Raw genomic sequence first — 14,089 nt, 5'->3', positions numbered from 1 at the left:
TGTCATGGATGAGCTTTTCGTATGAGGTAATGGTTATACCTGTATGTCATTTAATAACAAATAGCTTCCAAAGCACGGAATAAAACAGTGTTGAAGTTAATAAGACAGATAAAACAGGAAATAAATTTTGAACTCAAAATTAAATAAGAAACACACATGTCTAACAGCAGCTGCTCTAGCTGTATCACTTGGCTTAATGGGTAATTCTGCAATGGCAGCAGGCGAAGGTCTGGTAAAAGTTAAAGAAAAGCCTCAAACCCTAAAACAAGCACTAGGTAAGCGATTGACTGTCGATCGTTTTGTCACCACTGACCAAGAGCGTTACATCATCAAGTTCAAAGATGAGATGACCAGTGAAACGGTTGAAGTGAGTGCATTAAAAGGTAAAGGTCAAATCTCAAGTGCCAAAGTAAAAGGTAAAAAGCCTTTCGATATCGCGTCTGCTAAATCAGAAGTAAGAAAAGCAGGTGGTGCAATTAAGAAAGAGCTTAAGAAGCATAAAATGGTAGCGGCTACGATGAGTAAGTCAGCGCTGAACAAGCTTCGTAAAAATCCAAACGTAGAAAGTATTGAAGTGGACGTTCGTCGTAAGCCTATGGCGCAGACCACGCCTTACGGCTACACCATGGTTCAGGCTAATCAATTTGCACAGTCAGATACTACGGCTCGCAAAGTATGTATCATCGATACAGGTTACAACCTGGGTCACCCAGATTTGCCTGGAACAAATGATGGCGTTACAGGTCAGGCAAACAATAGTGCTGTAGGTAACTGGTATAACGATGGTAACGGTCACGGTACCCACGTAGCGGGCACCATTGCAGCATACGATAATAACGAAGGTGTAGTTGGTGTGTATCCTGGCGTAGATATGCATATCGTTAAAATCTTTAACGACAATGGCCAATGGACTTACGCATCTGACCTTATCGATGCTATCACCCAATGTCAGGATGCCGGCTCGAACGTTGTTAACATGAGCTTAGGTGGCGGCAGTTCGTCAACTACCGAGCGAAATGCAATGCAGAGCTTCACAGATGCAGGCATGTTGTTAGTTGCGGCGGCAGGTAACGATGGTAACAGTGCGAAGTCTTACCCTGCTTCATATGATGCAGTAATGTCAGTTGCGGCAGTAGACTCAAACGAAAATCGTGCAAGCTACAGCCAATATAACGATCAGGTTGAAATTGCCGCGCCAGGCAGTGCAGTTCAGTCTACCTATCCAACAAATACCTACGCTTCACTCAGCGGTACATCTATGGCGACGCCACACGTAGCTGGTGGTGCAGCACTAGTGTGGAGTTACTTCCCGCAGTGTTCAAACAACCAAATTCGTAGTGCACTTAATGCAACGGCAGAAGATAAAGGCAGTGCGGGTCGTGATAACTTCTACGGTTATGGCTTAATGCAGCTTGCTGATGCCTACAACTACCTTAACACCAACGGTTGTGCCGGTGGCGGTACTGGTGGCGGAGGCGGCTCTGAGCCTGGCGTAGAACCAGTATCAGGTCAGCTAACCGGCCTTTCTGGTACGCGCAGAAACTGGGACCGCTACACTTGGACGATTCCTGAAGGTGTAACGCAGATGACTATTCGTACCTCTGGTGGTTCAGGTGATGCCGATCTATACGTGAAGTTTGGCTCACAGCCAGAAACGAATAGCTATGATTGTCGTCCTTATCAAAATGGCAACAGCGAAGTATGTACATTCGACGCGCCAGCGTCAGGCACGTGGCACATTGGTATTCGCGCTTATTCGTCATACAGCGGTGTGACGCTATCATACTCGTATGAGTAAGTAATCCCGTCTCCCTAAGACACAGTTAAAGCCTGCTTATGCAGGCTTTTTTTTGTTTCAGTTTTGTGCGCGGTTTGCATACGTTTATTCGCACATCTATGCCTTTTACCAGCATCTTTAGAAGCTTGAATGTCAAGTTTCCATAAAGAAAGGTCAGCTTTGCAAAGTTGACGTAAAGCTGCGAACTAAGCCCTATTCACATAGCCATATCGCTGTATTGTGCGTGCCAAGATCAGCACTCTCTACATGTGCCTATTTGCTTTTACGCAGGCTTTATCCAACCAAGAACAACTTCAAAGGACATTCAATTTATGCAATTGACCTCTCAATCTTTGCTTCGTGGAACATGGTTCCAAACAGTGGCAATTGGGCTTATTGCACTGCTTGGGCTTACCGCTTGTGGTGGCTCAGGCAGCAGTAGCTCAGATTATTCGTATGCTTACATTCAGTTTTACAACGCTTCTCCTAACGGTGCCAATGTAGAAATGCGTGAAGTTGATGGCGATAGCTTTGGCTCTGCTCAATTTGGTGACACTACGTCAATGTACTCTATGGATGATGGAGAATTAGAACTCGAGTTCATTCGAACTGATTCAGACGACCAAGAAGTATTTATTGACGAGATTACCGTTAACTTAAAAACCGGTTATAAGACCATTGTTGTTATGAGTGGTGACTTTAGTAACCCCGTTTTTACCACCTATTCCTATAAGCGCGAAACATTGGAAGATCACTTCCGCCTATTCGCTTTGTCGGTAGCAGTAGATGAATCTTCTTATGATTTCTACATGAGTGAGTCTGGCGACCCGTTTGAAGCAGCCAACTTCCTTGGCACGGTTACAACGGGCGACATGATTGAATTTGACTTCTGGGATGCAGATGATGACAGTGAATACTTTGATGAGGGCGAGTACACGATTTATTTGACCGAACCAGGAAGTGACGATGTTGTCTTTGAATCACAAACCATCGATTTTGTATACGAAACTGAGTATCTAATGACACTGCGCGATGTCAGTGGCGCCATTCAAGAAGGGCTAGTTGTAGACACTATTCTTAACTCTTCATCAGTAACGGCGCTTACAGATGTAGAAGCAGATTCACAGTATCGTATTTACAATTCTACGAATCTAGATGCAGAGCTTCAGGTTACCTTTGGTGGAAACACTGATGAAGAGGACGTCAGTTTTACACTCGCGGCGGGCGAGTTGTCTGAGTTTAGTACTATCCGCTATGGCGATTATCGCGTTACCGTAACCGACCCATCAGGTACAGTGACGTCACTGAGCAACAAGCTAATTACGCTTAATCAGGGGGAGAGTAAGGCTATTCTCATCTACAACACCAACAATAAATTAGGCGCAGCAACCTTTGTAGAAAGTGGTTTGCCTCAGGCCTACGATAAGACAGTAAACTTCATCAACTTAGTTAGCGACTTTGATGACGTAGACTTCTACTTGGTAAGAAATGACGAAACCATTGATACTGCTGAGTACGATATACAGAATCTTGAATTTGCTGAAAGTACCAGTGAAGTGCTGCCGTCAGACTACTATGAAGTGATTGCCGTATACGAAGATGACAACGAGGAGCAGGTGCTGCTTGATAGAACCGCGCTGTTTGGCTTTACAGAGGAAGAAAACTACATAGTTACTGTTGAGCCAGCGGATACGCCAACGGGATATGAAATTAACGTGCTTTATTAATCGGTTAGTACATTTATTATACTAATTGATGAGGGTGAAAACTTTCATCTGCGTATATTTCACGTAAGTTTAAAAGGTCAACGCTAAAAACGTTGGCCTTTTTACTTGCTGTCCGGGAGGGCGAAAATCCTCATGAGTATCATTAAAGATTTACAAACCATATCAAATGACAAAGCACTTTCATTTGATAAAAAGCTCGAGAGCTTGCTAAGCATAGGAACGGAAATACTCGGGTTGGAAACAGGGATTGTAAGTAACATTCAAGGCGATAATTACCGTGTGCTTAGCGTTATTACGCCCGACAACGACATACCATTAAATACGACCTTCGCATTACCAGACACTTACTGTGCAGATGTGGTGAACAGCGATGCTGTTGTGGCTTATCACAATATAGATACTGCGCCAGGTGCCTCGCATCCGTGTTTTGAAAAATACACATTAAAGAGTTATCTCGCTTCACCAGTGCGAGTACATGGTGAATTTTTCGGTACAGTAAACTTCTCATCTCTCGGTCCACGGGACACACCCTTTACGCCCTTAGAGATGGATTATTTACTTTTGCTTGCATCGTGGATAGGCAACGAATTAGAGCGTCAACAAGCGATAAGTAATCTCAATGCGCAAAAAGCGATATTAGAAGAGAGAAATTCGTTATTACACCAAGTGACTAACCTTGCCGGTGTAGGTACATGGGAATTAAATATTGATACCGGAGCATTGATTTGGTCTGGTGCACTGAAGCGAATGTTGCATGTGCACGGTGAAAAAGTAGTAAAGCCAGAAGACGTGATCAAATTCGTGGTTGATGAAGACCAGCGGAATAAATACGTCGCCCAGTTCAATCAGATGATAAAAACCGGCGAAGACTTTTCCTATGAACTTGAAGTTCGCACCGATGCGGGAGAAACCCGTTGGTTACAAAGCCGCGCTCATCCGGTCATGGAAAATGACCGTTGCGTTAAGGTAATTGGTGCTACAGTTGATATTACGCAGCTTCACATGGACAAGGCAATGCTGCAGCAAAAAACGGATATGGCAGAAAGCGCCTTGAAAGCACGAAGTGAGTTCCTTGCGAATATGAGCCATGAAATAAGAACACCAATTCATGGGGTTCAGGGCATGCTTGAGGCACTTATTAGTTCCTCGCTAAATTCTACCCAGCTAGAACATGCCACTATTGCTATGAAAAGTGCAGATTCATTACTCAACATCGTGAATGATATATTGGATTTTTCTAAAATCGACTCTGGCAACATGTCGTTTGAAGAATCGCCCACCAACCTTGCCGACACCATAGAAGAGCAAGTGCCGATGTTCACGCGGCTAGCTCACGAGAAAGGTATTGAACTTTCAGTAAGCACAAAGGGGGTTGAGGGAAAAACCTTCATAGCTGACAAACTAAGAATTGGGCAAATTCTGATTAACCTATTGAATAACGCCATTAAATTCACAAAAGAGGGGAAGGTAACGGTTGAAACTAAAAGCACCCGATACGGAAAAGGGCGGTTCAGAGTAAAACTAATCGTGACTGATTCAGGGATCGGAATTAGCGAGCAACAGCAAAAGCTCATTTTCTCGCCGTTCGTTCAAGCAGAAAACTCGACGCAGCGAAGATATGGTGGCACAGGCTTAGGGTTGTCTATAGTCAGTCAAATCGTGAAGCATTACGGTGGTAAAATTGAGGTGTGCAGCGATTTAGGCGTGGGGGCGCGATTTATCGTAACCCTCATGCTAGACGATGCTAACGCAGGCACCGTAGCCGAAAAAGCATGTGGCCATAATGCTGTTTATATCCCTTCTAAACAGGAACTGAGCGCGTTTAAAGCACTAATAGTTGAAGACAATGAAATAAATCAGCTTGTCATTAAAGAGCAACTAAAAGAGATAGGTATTACCGCCGATTTAGCAGAAAACGGTGAAGAGGCAGTAGAAAAAGTTAAAGGCGCATTAAAGGGAAAGTCACCCTACACAATCATTTTGATGGACTGCCATATGCCTGTAATGGATGGATTAGAGGCGACGAAGTTAATTAGGTCAATGGGAGATAAGGCACGGGACATCCCAATAATTGCATTAACCGCAAATGCGCTAACCGGCGACAAAGAAAAATGCTTGAAATCCGGCATGGATGACTTCATATCAAAACCTGTTGGTGTAAGCCGGTTGAAAGAGTGCCTTTACAGGCATTTGAGTAAGCAGCTTGTAAGTAATGAAAATCGCCTAAAAGATCCTGCTTGATAACCTATGACGTGGTTATCAGCCCCGACTTTTAGTCGGGGCTTTTTTATTGCTCACATAGTTTAAAAATAATTCAATTTACCGCTATCACTTCCAAATGTTTTCTGTTATTATTTCGCGCCCTTTTTATGGGGGTATGTACATAAAAGCAACGACATCCAGTTGTTTTTAGCAGCACTAACGACTCGGGAGAGTCTTAATTTTAAGAGCGGAGCACTAACATGATCCAAATGCAAACTAACCTGGACGTTGCAGACAACAGCGGCGCTCGCAGGGTTCAGTGTATTAAGGTTCTTGGTGGCTCGCATCGCCGTTATGCAGGTATCGGTGACATCATCAAAGTTACTGTTAAGGAAGCAATTCCTCGCGGTAAAGTTAAAAAAGGTGACGTACTGAATGCAGTGGTGGTGCGTACTAGAAAAGGCGTTCGTCGTGCAGATGGTTCTACCATTCGTTTTGACGGTAACGCGGCTGTTATGCTTAATGCTAACAAGCAACCAATTGGTACGCGTATCTTTGGCCCGGTTACCCGTGAGTTGAGAAGTGAAAACTTCATGAAAATCATCTCATTGGCCCCAGAGGTACTATAAGGAGTCACGATAATGGCTAATAAAATTCGTCGTGATGATGAAGTAGTCGTATTAGCGGGTAAAGACAAAGGCAAACAAGGCAAAGTCCTTAAAGTGCTTATTGCTGATAACCGTGTAATTGTAGAAGGCGTTAATCTCGTTAAGAAGCACACTAAGCCAAACCCACAACTGGGCGTAGCTGGTGGCATCGTTGAGAAAGAAGCTTCTATTCACGTTTCTAATGTTGCGATTGTTAACCCGGCAACGGGCAAAGCAGATCGCGTTGGTTTCCGTTTCGAAGATGAGAAGAAAGTACGTTTCTTCAAGTCTAACGGCGAACTTGTTTAATTATATTGGAGAGTACGATGGCGAAACTGCATGATTTCTATAAAGAAACAGTAGTAGCTGAACTTGCTAAGCAGTTCGGATACAAAAGCGTCATGCAAGTCCCTCGGATTGAAAAAATCACTCTAAACATGGGTTTAGGTGAAGCAGTTGCTGACAAAAAGGTACTTGAGAATGCTCAAGCTGACATGACGGCTATCGCCGGTCAGAAGCCTGTTGTTACAGTTGCTAGAAAATCAGTAGCGGGTTTTAAAATCCGTGAAGGTTATCCGATTGGCTGTAAAGTAACCCTACGCGGCGAGCGTATGTGGGAATTCCTAGAGCGTTTGATTTCAATCGCTATCCCACGTGTTCGCGACTTCCGTGGTTTGAATCCTAAATCATTCGACGGACGTGGTAACTACAGCATGGGCGTGCGTGAGCAAATCATTTTCCCTGAAATCGATTTCGATAAAGTGGATAAGGTTCGCGGTATGGATATCACTATCACTACCAGTGCGAATACAAATGAAGAAGCACGTGCTCTGCTGGACGCGTTTAACTTCCCATTCAAAAAGTAGGGGTGTAGGGTTATGGCAAAAGAATCAATGAAGGCACGTGAAGCTAAGCGTACTAAGCTAGTAGCTAAGTATGCTGAAAAGCGCGCCGCACTTAAAGCGATTATCAGCGATGTTAACGCTTCTGAAGATGAGCGTTGGGACGCTGTTCTGAAGCTACAACAACTGCCACGTGACTCTAGTAAGTCTCGTCAACGTAACCGTTGTCGTGTTACTGGTCGTCCACATGGTTACCTACGCAAATTCGGTCTTAGCCGTATTAAGCTTCGCGAAGCAGCGATGCGCGGTGAAGTCCCTGGCCTTAAGAAAGCCAGCTGGTAAGGAGTAGCTGATAATGAGCATGCAAGATCCTATCGCGGATATGTTTACCCGCATCCGTAACGGCCAGATGGCACAGAAAGTTTCTGTAACTATGCCTTCTTCAAAACTTCGCGTTGCAATCTGTGAAGTATTGAAAGCTGAAGGTTATATTACTGACTTCGCTGCTTCTGGTGACGTTAAGCCTGTTTTAGAAGTTACGCTTAAGTACTTCGAAGGCAAGCAAGTAATTGACACTATCGAACGTGTAAGCCGTCCTGGTCTGCGCATCTATAAGAAAAAAGATGAGCTTCCAAAGGTTATGGGTGGTTTAGGCGTAGCTATCGTGTCGACTTCTAAAGGTGTGATGACTGACCGTGCAGCGCGTAACGCTGGCATGGGCGGTGAGATCATCGGTTATGTAGCATAACGGAGGAGTTGAAATGTCACGTATAGCAAAAGCCCCAGTAGACGTTGTATCAGGTGTAGAAGTTTCTATCTCTGGTCAAGAAGTTACTGTTAAAGGTAGTAAAGGCACTTTGACCCGCGTTTTCAACGACGCTGTAGAAGTTGCACAGGAAGAGAACCAACTTAAAGCACTTCCACGTGAAGGCTTTGTTGACGGTTGGGCACAGGCTGGTACTGCGCGCTCTATCCTTAACGCAATGGTTCAAGGTGTTTCAGAAGGTTTTGAGAAAAAACTTCAGTTGTTAGGTGTTGGTTACCGTGCACAAGCACAAGGTAACAAACTAAACCTTACACTAGGTTTCTCTCACCCTGTAGCATACGAAATGCCTGAAGGCATTACGGTTGAAACTCCTAGCCAAACTGAAATCGTCGTTAAAGGCGCCGATAAGCAGGTGGTTGGTCAGGTTGCGGCGAACATTCGTGGTTACCGTCCACCAGAGCCTTACAAAGGTAAAGGTGTACGTTACGCTGACGAACACGTACGTCGTAAAGAAGCTAAGAAAAAGTAGGTGGGTGATACGATGGATAAGAAAACAGCTCGCATTCGTCGCGCAACTCGCGCACGAGCAAAAATTCGTGAACTGGCCGCGCATCGCTTGGTAGTTAACCGTACACCTCGCCACATCTACGCTCAGCTAATCGCTCCATGCGGTTCTGAAGTGTTGGCAGCGGCTTCAACTGTTGAGAAAGATCTTGCAAAAGATCTTAAGTCTACAGGTAACGCTGAAGCAGCGACGGTAGTCGGTAAAGCAATCGCAGAGCGCGCGCTTGAGAAAGGCATTAAAACAGTGGCTTTCGATCGCAGTGGTTTCCAATACCACGGTCGCGTTAAAGCATTAGCTGATGCAGCTCGCGAAGCTGGTCTTCAGTTCTAGGAGTTTATAATGGCTAAACAAGACGTTCAAAATGGTGAATTTCTAGAGAAATTGATCGCCGTAAACCGCGTATCTAAAGTGGTTAAAGGTGGTCGTATCTTTAGTTTCACTGCATTGACAGTAGTGGGTGACGGTAACGGTCGCGTTGGTTTTGGTTACGGTAAGGCACGTGAAGTACCTGCTGCAATCCAAAAAGCAATGGAAAAGGCACGTCGCAACATGGTTGACGTAGACCTTAACGGTCACACGTTACAGCACCCGATTAAAGGTCGTCACTCTGGCTCTAAAGTTTACATGCAGCCAGCATCTGAAGGTACCGGTATTATTGCCGGTGGTGCGATGCGTGCAGTACTTGAAGTAGCTGGTGTACAAAACGTACTTTCAAAATGTTACGGCTCTACAAACCCAATCAACGTTGTACGTGCAACAATCAACGCGCTGACAGAAATGAACAGCCCGGCGAAAGTTGCTGCGAAGCGTGGATTGTCTGTAGAAGAAATTTTGGGGTAATCAGACATGGCAACGATTAAAGTAAAGCAAACTAAAAGTGCAATTGGCCGTCTGCCAAAGCACAAAGCTACGCTTAAAGGTTTAGGCCTTCGTAAAATCAACCATGTTCGTGAACTGGAAGATACCCCAGCCGTTCGTGGCATGATCAACCGTGTATATTACATGGTTGAGATAGTGGAGGAGTAAGACATGCGTTTAAATACAATTTCTCCAGCCGAAGGTTCAAAGCCTACTGGTAAGCGTTCTGGTCGTGGTATCGGCTCAGGTCTTGGTAAAACGAGTGGCCACGGTCACAAAGGTCAAAAAAGCCGTTCAGGTGGCCGCGTTAAGCCAGGATTCGAAGGTGGTCAGATGCCTATCCAGCGTCGTCTTCCTAAGTTCGGTTTCACTTCACGCAAGAGCTTTGTTACTGATCAAGTAACTCTTGCTGAAATCGCGAAGGTTGATGGTGATACTGCGTCTCTTGAGACTTTAAAAGCAGCTGGTATCGTTAAGAAAGAAATCCAGTTCGTTAAAGTTGTTAAGAGCGGTGAAGTATCACGCGCTGTTACAGTAAGCGGGTTAAAGGTTACTAAAGGCGCTAAAGAAGCGATTGAAGCTGCTGGCGGTAAAGTAGAGGAATAAGCTAGATGGCTAAACCAGGATTGGATTCAGGCGCTAAAAGCGGCTTGAGTGAGCTTAAGGCAAGATTGTTGTTCGTACTTGGTGCGATTGTTGTATTCAGACTAGGTTCTTACGTTCCTATCCCTGGCATCGATCCAGCTGTACTTGCTGACTTGTTCGAGCAACAAAAAGGCACCATTGTAGAAATGTTTAACATGTTCTCTGGTGGTGCGCTTGAGCGTGCATCCGTTCTGGCTTTGGGCATTATGCCATACATTACTGCATCCATTATCATGCAGTTGCTCTCGGTGGTTCACCCACCGATGGTGGAGCTTAAAAAAGAAGGCGAAGCAGGCCGTCGTAAAATTAGTCAGTACACGCGTTATCTAACGCTTGTATTGGCTATCTTCCAATCAATTGGAATTTCGACTGGTTTGCCTAACCTGATTAATGGATTGGTGATAAACCCTGGCTTCGGATTCTACTTTACGGCAGTAGTGAGCCTAGTCACAGGAACTATGTTCCTTATGTGGTTGGGTGAGCAAATTACCGAACGAGGTATTGGTAACGGTATCTCTATATTGATTTTTGCTGGTATTGTTGCCGGTCTGCCAACAGCGATAGGTCAGACTGCGGAACAAGCAAGGCAGGGCGACATTAACTTGTTGTTCCTACTGTTGATTGGCGTGATTGTTATCGCTCTTACATACCTAGTTGTATTTGTAGAGCGCGGACAGCGCAGAATTGTGGTAAACTACGCAAAACGTCAGCAAGGCCGTCAGGTTTTTGCTGCGCAAAGCACCCATTTACCGCTGAAAGTCAACATTGCTGGTGTAATTCCACCAATCTTTGCTTCTAGCATTATTCTGTTCCCGGGTACCATCGCAGGATGGTTCGGACAGAATGAATCAACAGCGTGGTTGCAAGATGTAGCGCTTATGCTATCTCCTGGTCAACCGCTGTACGTGATGTTATACGCAGCTGCGATTATCTTCTTCTGCTTTTCTACACGGCGTTGGTCTTCAACCCGCGTGATACTGCAGATAACTTGAAGAAGTCTGGCGCGTTCATCCCAGGCATCCGCCCGGGTGAGCAAACGTCACGATACATTGACAAGGTAATGACTCGCCTTACACTGGCTGGCGCACTGTACATAACCTTTATTTGTTTAGTGCCTGAATTCATGCTAATTGCTTGGAATGTGCCGTTCTACTTCGGTGGTACGTCGCTTCTCATTATCGTAGTAGTTATCATGGACTTTATGGCACAAGTACAGACACATTTGATGTCTAGTCAATATGAGTCTGTGCTGAAGAAAGCTAACCTTAAAGGCTACGGCCGATAAGTTAGCCCCTTAATATTGATAGAAAGGGGAAAGATGTAATGAAAGTTCGTGCATCAGTAAAAAAGATTTGCCGTAACTGTAAAGTTATCAAGCGCAACGGTGTTGTGCGTGTAATTTGCAGTTCTGACCCAAAGCATAAGCAGCGTCAGGGCTAATCTAAGCGGAACAAGATATTCGCAAAGCTAAGTAAGCAGAACCTAGATAGTACTTGTCTGGTTCTGCTAGTTTTGTTTTAAAGTATTTTGAACCTTAATTTGCAATTTAGTCGACGGGTAAGTATCCTATCGGGCTTTTTAGGTCGTCGACAAATAAACAAGAGGAGTGCTGTTAATGGCCCGTATCGCTGGCATTAACATTCCTGAGCACAAGCATGCTGTAATCGCTATCCAAGCGATCTATGGCGTTGGTCCCACACGTGCGAAAAGCATTTGTGCGGGTGCTGGTGTTGCAGAAAATACAAAAATCAAAGAGCTAGACGAAGCTACTATTGATAAGCTTCGTGACGAAGTGGCTAAATTCACCGTTGAAGGTGATCTACGCCGTGAAGTCTCTATGAGCATCAAACGTTTGATGGACCTGGGTTGCTTCCGTGGTATTCGCCACCGTCGTAGCTTGCCTCTACGTGGTCAGCGCACTAAAACTAATGCGCGTACCCGTAAAGGTCCTCGTAAGCCAATTAAGAAGTAAACGGGGAGTAAGTTATGGCTAAAGCACCAGCTCGTAGCACGCGTAAGCGCGCTAAACGTCAGGTTGCAGACGGTATGGCTCATATCCATGCGTCTTTCAACAACACAATTGTGACTATTACAGACCGTTCAGGCAATGCACTAGCATGGGCGACATCTGGTGGTTCAGGTTTCCGTGGTTCACGTAAATCTACCCCATTTGCTGCACAGGTAGCTGCTGAGCGTGCAGGTGTTGCTGCACAAGAATACGGTCTTAAGAACCTTGAAGTTTTCGTTAAAGGTCCAGGTCCAGGCCGTGAGTCTGCGATCCGTGCTCTTAACGCTACAGGTTATAAGATCACAAACATTACCGATGTGACCCCTATTCCTCACAACGGTTGTCGTCCACCGAAAAAACGTCGCGTTTAATCGACGGACAGTTGGAGAAAGATCATGGCAAGATATTTGGGTCCAAAACTCAAACTTAGCCGTCGCGAAGGAACTGACCTGTTCCTAAAAAGCGGCGTTCGCGCAATCGATTCTAAATGTAAAATCGATACAGCGCCTGGTCAGCACGGTGCCCGTCGTGGCCGTCTGTCTGACTACGGTGTTCAGCTGCGTGAAAAACAAAAAGTTCGTCGTATGTACGGCGTACTGGAAAAGCAATTCCGCAACTACTATAAAGAAGCTGCACGTCTAAAAGGCAACACAGGTGAAAACTTGCTACAGCTTTTAGAACAGCGTCTTGATAACGTAGTTTACCGTATGGGTTTCGCTAGCACTCGTGCAGAAGCACGTCAGCTAGTTAGCCACAAGGCGATCATGGTAAATGGTCAAGTTGTGAACATCCCATCGTTTAACGTTTCTGCCGAAGACGTGGTTTCTGTTCGTGAAAAGGCTAAGAAGCAAGCGCGTATCGTTGCTGCTTTGGAACTGGCTGACCAACGTGAGAAGCCAACCTGGATTGAAGTAGACAGCAGCAAAATGGAAGGCACTTTTAAGCGCGTTCCTGAAAGAACTGACCTGTCTGCGGAAATTAACGAACAGTTGATCGTCGAACTTTACTCTAAGTAAAGCTAACTAAAGAGGAAGCATTGTGGGTTCTGTGACTGAATTCCTAAAACCGAGATTAGTTGAGATCGAAAACGTTTCTCCTACTCGTGCCAAAGTAACTTTGGAACCACTAGAGCGCGGCTTTGGCCATACTCTAGGTAACGCCCTACGTCGTATTTTACTGTCATCTATGCCAGGATGTGCAGTTACCGAGGTAGAAATTGACGGCGTTCTTCACGAGTACAGCACCAAAGAAGGTGTTCAGGAAGACGTAATTGAAATCTTGCTAAATCTTAAAGGTTTAGCGGTTCGCCTTGAAGGTAAAACTGAGGCAACCCTAACTCTAGTGAAATCTGGCGCTGGCCCTGTTGTTGCTGGTGATATTCAGCATGATGGCGACGTAGAAATTACAAACCCTGACCACGTTATTTGTACTTTAACTGGCGAAGCTGAAATCAGCATGCGCATTAAAGTAGAAATGGGTCGCGGTTATGTACCAGCTTCTACCCGTCGCTCCTCTGAAGAAGATGATCGTCCAATTGGTCGTTTGTTAGTAGACGCTTCATACAGCCCAGTTGAACGTATTGCTTATAGTGTAGAGTCTGCACGTGTTGAACAACGCACAGACCTAGACAAACTAATCATCGACATGGAGACGAACGGTACTTTGGATCCTGAAGAAGCGATCCGCCGTTCTGCTACTATCCTAGCTGAACAGCTAGATGCATTCGTAGACCTACGTGATGTGTCTGAGCCAGAAGCGAAAGAAGAGAAGCCAGAATTCGATCCGATTCTGCTTCGTCCAGTAGATGACCTAGAGCTGACAGTACGTTCTGCAAACTGTTTGAAAGCAGAAGCTATCCAGTACATTGGTGACCTGGTACAGCGCACTGAGGTTGAGCTACTTAAAACGCCAAACCTTGGTAAGAAATCGCTAACTGAAATCAAAGATGTTCTAGCATCTCGTGGTCTTTCTCTAGGTATGCGCCTAGAAAACTGGCCGCCAGAGAGCATCGCTGAAAAAGATTAATCAGGTTTTTATCAAACTGATTTGTAG

18 protein-coding genes and 1 pseudogene are annotated in these 14,089 nt (G+C 45.1%); all 19 read left to right on the top strand.

Annotated features, from left to right (window positions below; all coding sequences use genetic code 11):
* Positions 1-127: 127 nt before the first annotated feature.
* Complete coding sequence (locus tag MASE_RS16890; RefSeq protein WP_014950915.1) at positions 128-1,798, top strand: S8 family serine peptidase; 1,671 nt, start codon at positions 128-130, stop codon at positions 1,796-1,798.
* A gap of 311 nt (positions 1,799-2,109) precedes the next feature.
* Entirely contained in the window at positions 2,110-3,504 is a 1,395-nt protein-coding gene (locus MASE_RS16885; protein ID WP_014950914.1) for a DUF4397 domain-containing protein, read from the top strand.
* Positions 3,505-3,636: 132 nt separating this feature from the next.
* Positions 3,637-5,745, top strand: coding sequence for a GAF domain-containing hybrid sensor histidine kinase/response regulator (locus MASE_RS16880; protein ID WP_014950913.1), 2,109 nt, complete (start codon positions 3,637-3,639; stop codon positions 5,743-5,745).
* A gap of 221 nt (positions 5,746-5,966) precedes the next feature.
* Positions 5,967-6,335 (top strand): 50S ribosomal protein L14, encoded by a 369-nt coding sequence (rplN, locus tag MASE_RS16875; RefSeq protein WP_012519228.1) that lies wholly within the window; start codon positions 5,967-5,969, stop codon positions 6,333-6,335.
* A 12-nt stretch (positions 6,336-6,347) separates the two neighbouring features.
* Entirely contained in the window at positions 6,348-6,662 is a 315-nt protein-coding gene (gene rplX / locus MASE_RS16870; protein WP_014950912.1) for a 50S ribosomal protein L24, read from the top strand.
* Between the two features lie 17 nt (positions 6,663-6,679).
* Positions 6,680-7,219, top strand: a complete 540-nt coding sequence (gene rplE, locus MASE_RS16865; protein ID WP_014950911.1) for a 50S ribosomal protein L5 — start codon at positions 6,680-6,682, stop codon at positions 7,217-7,219.
* Between the two features lie 12 nt (positions 7,220-7,231).
* On the top strand, positions 7,232-7,537 hold the full coding sequence (gene rpsN / locus MASE_RS16860) for a 30S ribosomal protein S14 (RefSeq protein ID WP_014950910.1): 306 nt from the start codon (positions 7,232-7,234) through the stop codon (positions 7,535-7,537).
* A 13-nt stretch (positions 7,538-7,550) separates the two neighbouring features.
* A complete protein-coding gene (rpsH, locus tag MASE_RS16855) occupies positions 7,551-7,943 on the top strand; it encodes a 30S ribosomal protein S8 (protein WP_012519224.1) in 393 nt (130 codons plus the stop codon).
* 13 nt (positions 7,944-7,956) lie between these two features.
* Positions 7,957-8,490 (top strand): 50S ribosomal protein L6, encoded by a 534-nt coding sequence (rplF, locus tag MASE_RS16850; protein WP_014950909.1) that lies wholly within the window; start codon positions 7,957-7,959, stop codon positions 8,488-8,490.
* 12 nt (positions 8,491-8,502) lie between these two features.
* The gene (gene rplR / locus MASE_RS16845; protein ID WP_014950908.1) at positions 8,503-8,856 is read left to right on the top strand and encodes a 50S ribosomal protein L18; all 354 of its coding nucleotides are present in this window, start codon (positions 8,503-8,505) and stop codon (positions 8,854-8,856) included.
* Between the two features lie 9 nt (positions 8,857-8,865).
* Complete coding sequence (gene rpsE / locus MASE_RS16840; RefSeq protein ID WP_012519221.1) at positions 8,866-9,366, top strand: 30S ribosomal protein S5; 501 nt, start codon at positions 8,866-8,868, stop codon at positions 9,364-9,366.
* A 6-nt stretch (positions 9,367-9,372) separates the two neighbouring features.
* Entirely contained in the window at positions 9,373-9,552 is a 180-nt protein-coding gene (rpmD, locus tag MASE_RS16835; protein WP_014950907.1) for a 50S ribosomal protein L30, read from the top strand.
* 3 nt (positions 9,553-9,555) lie between these two features.
* Positions 9,556-9,990 carry a 50S ribosomal protein L15 gene (rplO, locus tag MASE_RS16830; protein ID WP_014950906.1) on the top strand — a complete coding sequence of 145 codons (435 nt, stop codon included), beginning with the start codon at positions 9,556-9,558 and terminating at the stop codon, positions 9,988-9,990.
* A 5-nt stretch (positions 9,991-9,995) separates the two neighbouring features.
* A pseudogene (secY, locus tag MASE_RS16825) lies at positions 9,996-11,314 on the top strand (preprotein translocase subunit SecY).
* Positions 11,315-11,352: 38 nt separating this feature from the next.
* Positions 11,353-11,469 (top strand): 50S ribosomal protein L36, encoded by a 117-nt coding sequence (rpmJ, locus tag MASE_RS16820; RefSeq protein ID WP_012519217.1) that lies wholly within the window; start codon positions 11,353-11,355, stop codon positions 11,467-11,469.
* Between the two features lie 175 nt (positions 11,470-11,644).
* On the top strand, positions 11,645-12,001 hold the full coding sequence (rpsM, locus tag MASE_RS16815; RefSeq protein WP_012519216.1) for a 30S ribosomal protein S13: 357 nt from the start codon (positions 11,645-11,647) through the stop codon (positions 11,999-12,001).
* Between the two features lie 14 nt (positions 12,002-12,015).
* Positions 12,016-12,408, top strand: coding sequence for a 30S ribosomal protein S11 (gene rpsK, locus MASE_RS16810; protein ID WP_012519215.1), 393 nt, complete (start codon positions 12,016-12,018; stop codon positions 12,406-12,408).
* A 24-nt stretch (positions 12,409-12,432) separates the two neighbouring features.
* Positions 12,433-13,053, top strand: a complete 621-nt coding sequence (gene rpsD / locus MASE_RS16805) for a 30S ribosomal protein S4 (protein ID WP_012519214.1) — start codon at positions 12,433-12,435, stop codon at positions 13,051-13,053.
* Positions 13,054-13,072: 19 nt separating this feature from the next.
* Positions 13,073-14,062 (top strand): DNA-directed RNA polymerase subunit alpha, encoded by a 990-nt coding sequence (locus tag MASE_RS16800; RefSeq protein ID WP_039226687.1) that lies wholly within the window; start codon positions 13,073-13,075, stop codon positions 14,060-14,062.
* The last annotated feature ends 27 nt before the right edge of the window (positions 14,063-14,089 follow it).

Source organism: Alteromonas macleodii ATCC 27126 (assembly GCF_000172635.2).
Classification (GTDB): domain Bacteria; phylum Pseudomonadota; class Gammaproteobacteria; order Enterobacterales; family Alteromonadaceae; genus Alteromonas; species Alteromonas macleodii.
The sequence above is the reverse complement of the archived record's forward strand: the minus strand, read 5'-3'. Positions and strand labels throughout refer to the sequence as shown.

Coding starts and splice junctions, on each gene's coding strand:
- rpsD (WP_012519214.1), top strand. CDS start 12,433: ATGGCAAGATATTTGGGTCCAAAACTCAAACTTAGCCGTCGCGAAGGA.
- MASE_RS16880 (WP_014950913.1), top strand. CDS start 3,637: ATGAGTATCATTAAAGATTTACAAACCATATCAAATGACAAAGCACTT.
- rplX (WP_014950912.1), top strand. CDS start 6,348: ATGGCTAATAAAATTCGTCGTGATGATGAAGTAGTCGTATTAGCGGGT.
- rplF (WP_014950909.1), top strand. CDS start 7,957: ATGTCACGTATAGCAAAAGCCCCAGTAGACGTTGTATCAGGTGTAGAA.
- rpsE (WP_012519221.1), top strand. CDS start 8,866: ATGGCTAAACAAGACGTTCAAAATGGTGAATTTCTAGAGAAATTGATC.
- rpsN (WP_014950910.1), top strand. CDS start 7,232: ATGGCAAAAGAATCAATGAAGGCACGTGAAGCTAAGCGTACTAAGCTA.
- rpmD (WP_014950907.1), top strand. CDS start 9,373: ATGGCAACGATTAAAGTAAAGCAAACTAAAAGTGCAATTGGCCGTCTG.
- rplN (WP_012519228.1), top strand. CDS start 5,967: ATGATCCAAATGCAAACTAACCTGGACGTTGCAGACAACAGCGGCGCT.
- rplR (WP_014950908.1), top strand. CDS start 8,503: ATGGATAAGAAAACAGCTCGCATTCGTCGCGCAACTCGCGCACGAGCA.
- rplE (WP_014950911.1), top strand. CDS start 6,680: ATGGCGAAACTGCATGATTTCTATAAAGAAACAGTAGTAGCTGAACTT.
- MASE_RS16885 (WP_014950914.1), top strand. CDS start 2,110: ATGCAATTGACCTCTCAATCTTTGCTTCGTGGAACATGGTTCCAAACA.
- rpsK (WP_012519215.1), top strand. CDS start 12,016: ATGGCTAAAGCACCAGCTCGTAGCACGCGTAAGCGCGCTAAACGTCAG.
- rpmJ (WP_012519217.1), top strand. CDS start 11,353: ATGAAAGTTCGTGCATCAGTAAAAAAGATTTGCCGTAACTGTAAAGTT.
- rplO (WP_014950906.1), top strand. CDS start 9,556: ATGCGTTTAAATACAATTTCTCCAGCCGAAGGTTCAAAGCCTACTGGT.
- rpsM (WP_012519216.1), top strand. CDS start 11,645: ATGGCCCGTATCGCTGGCATTAACATTCCTGAGCACAAGCATGCTGTA.
- rpsH (WP_012519224.1), top strand. CDS start 7,551: ATGAGCATGCAAGATCCTATCGCGGATATGTTTACCCGCATCCGTAAC.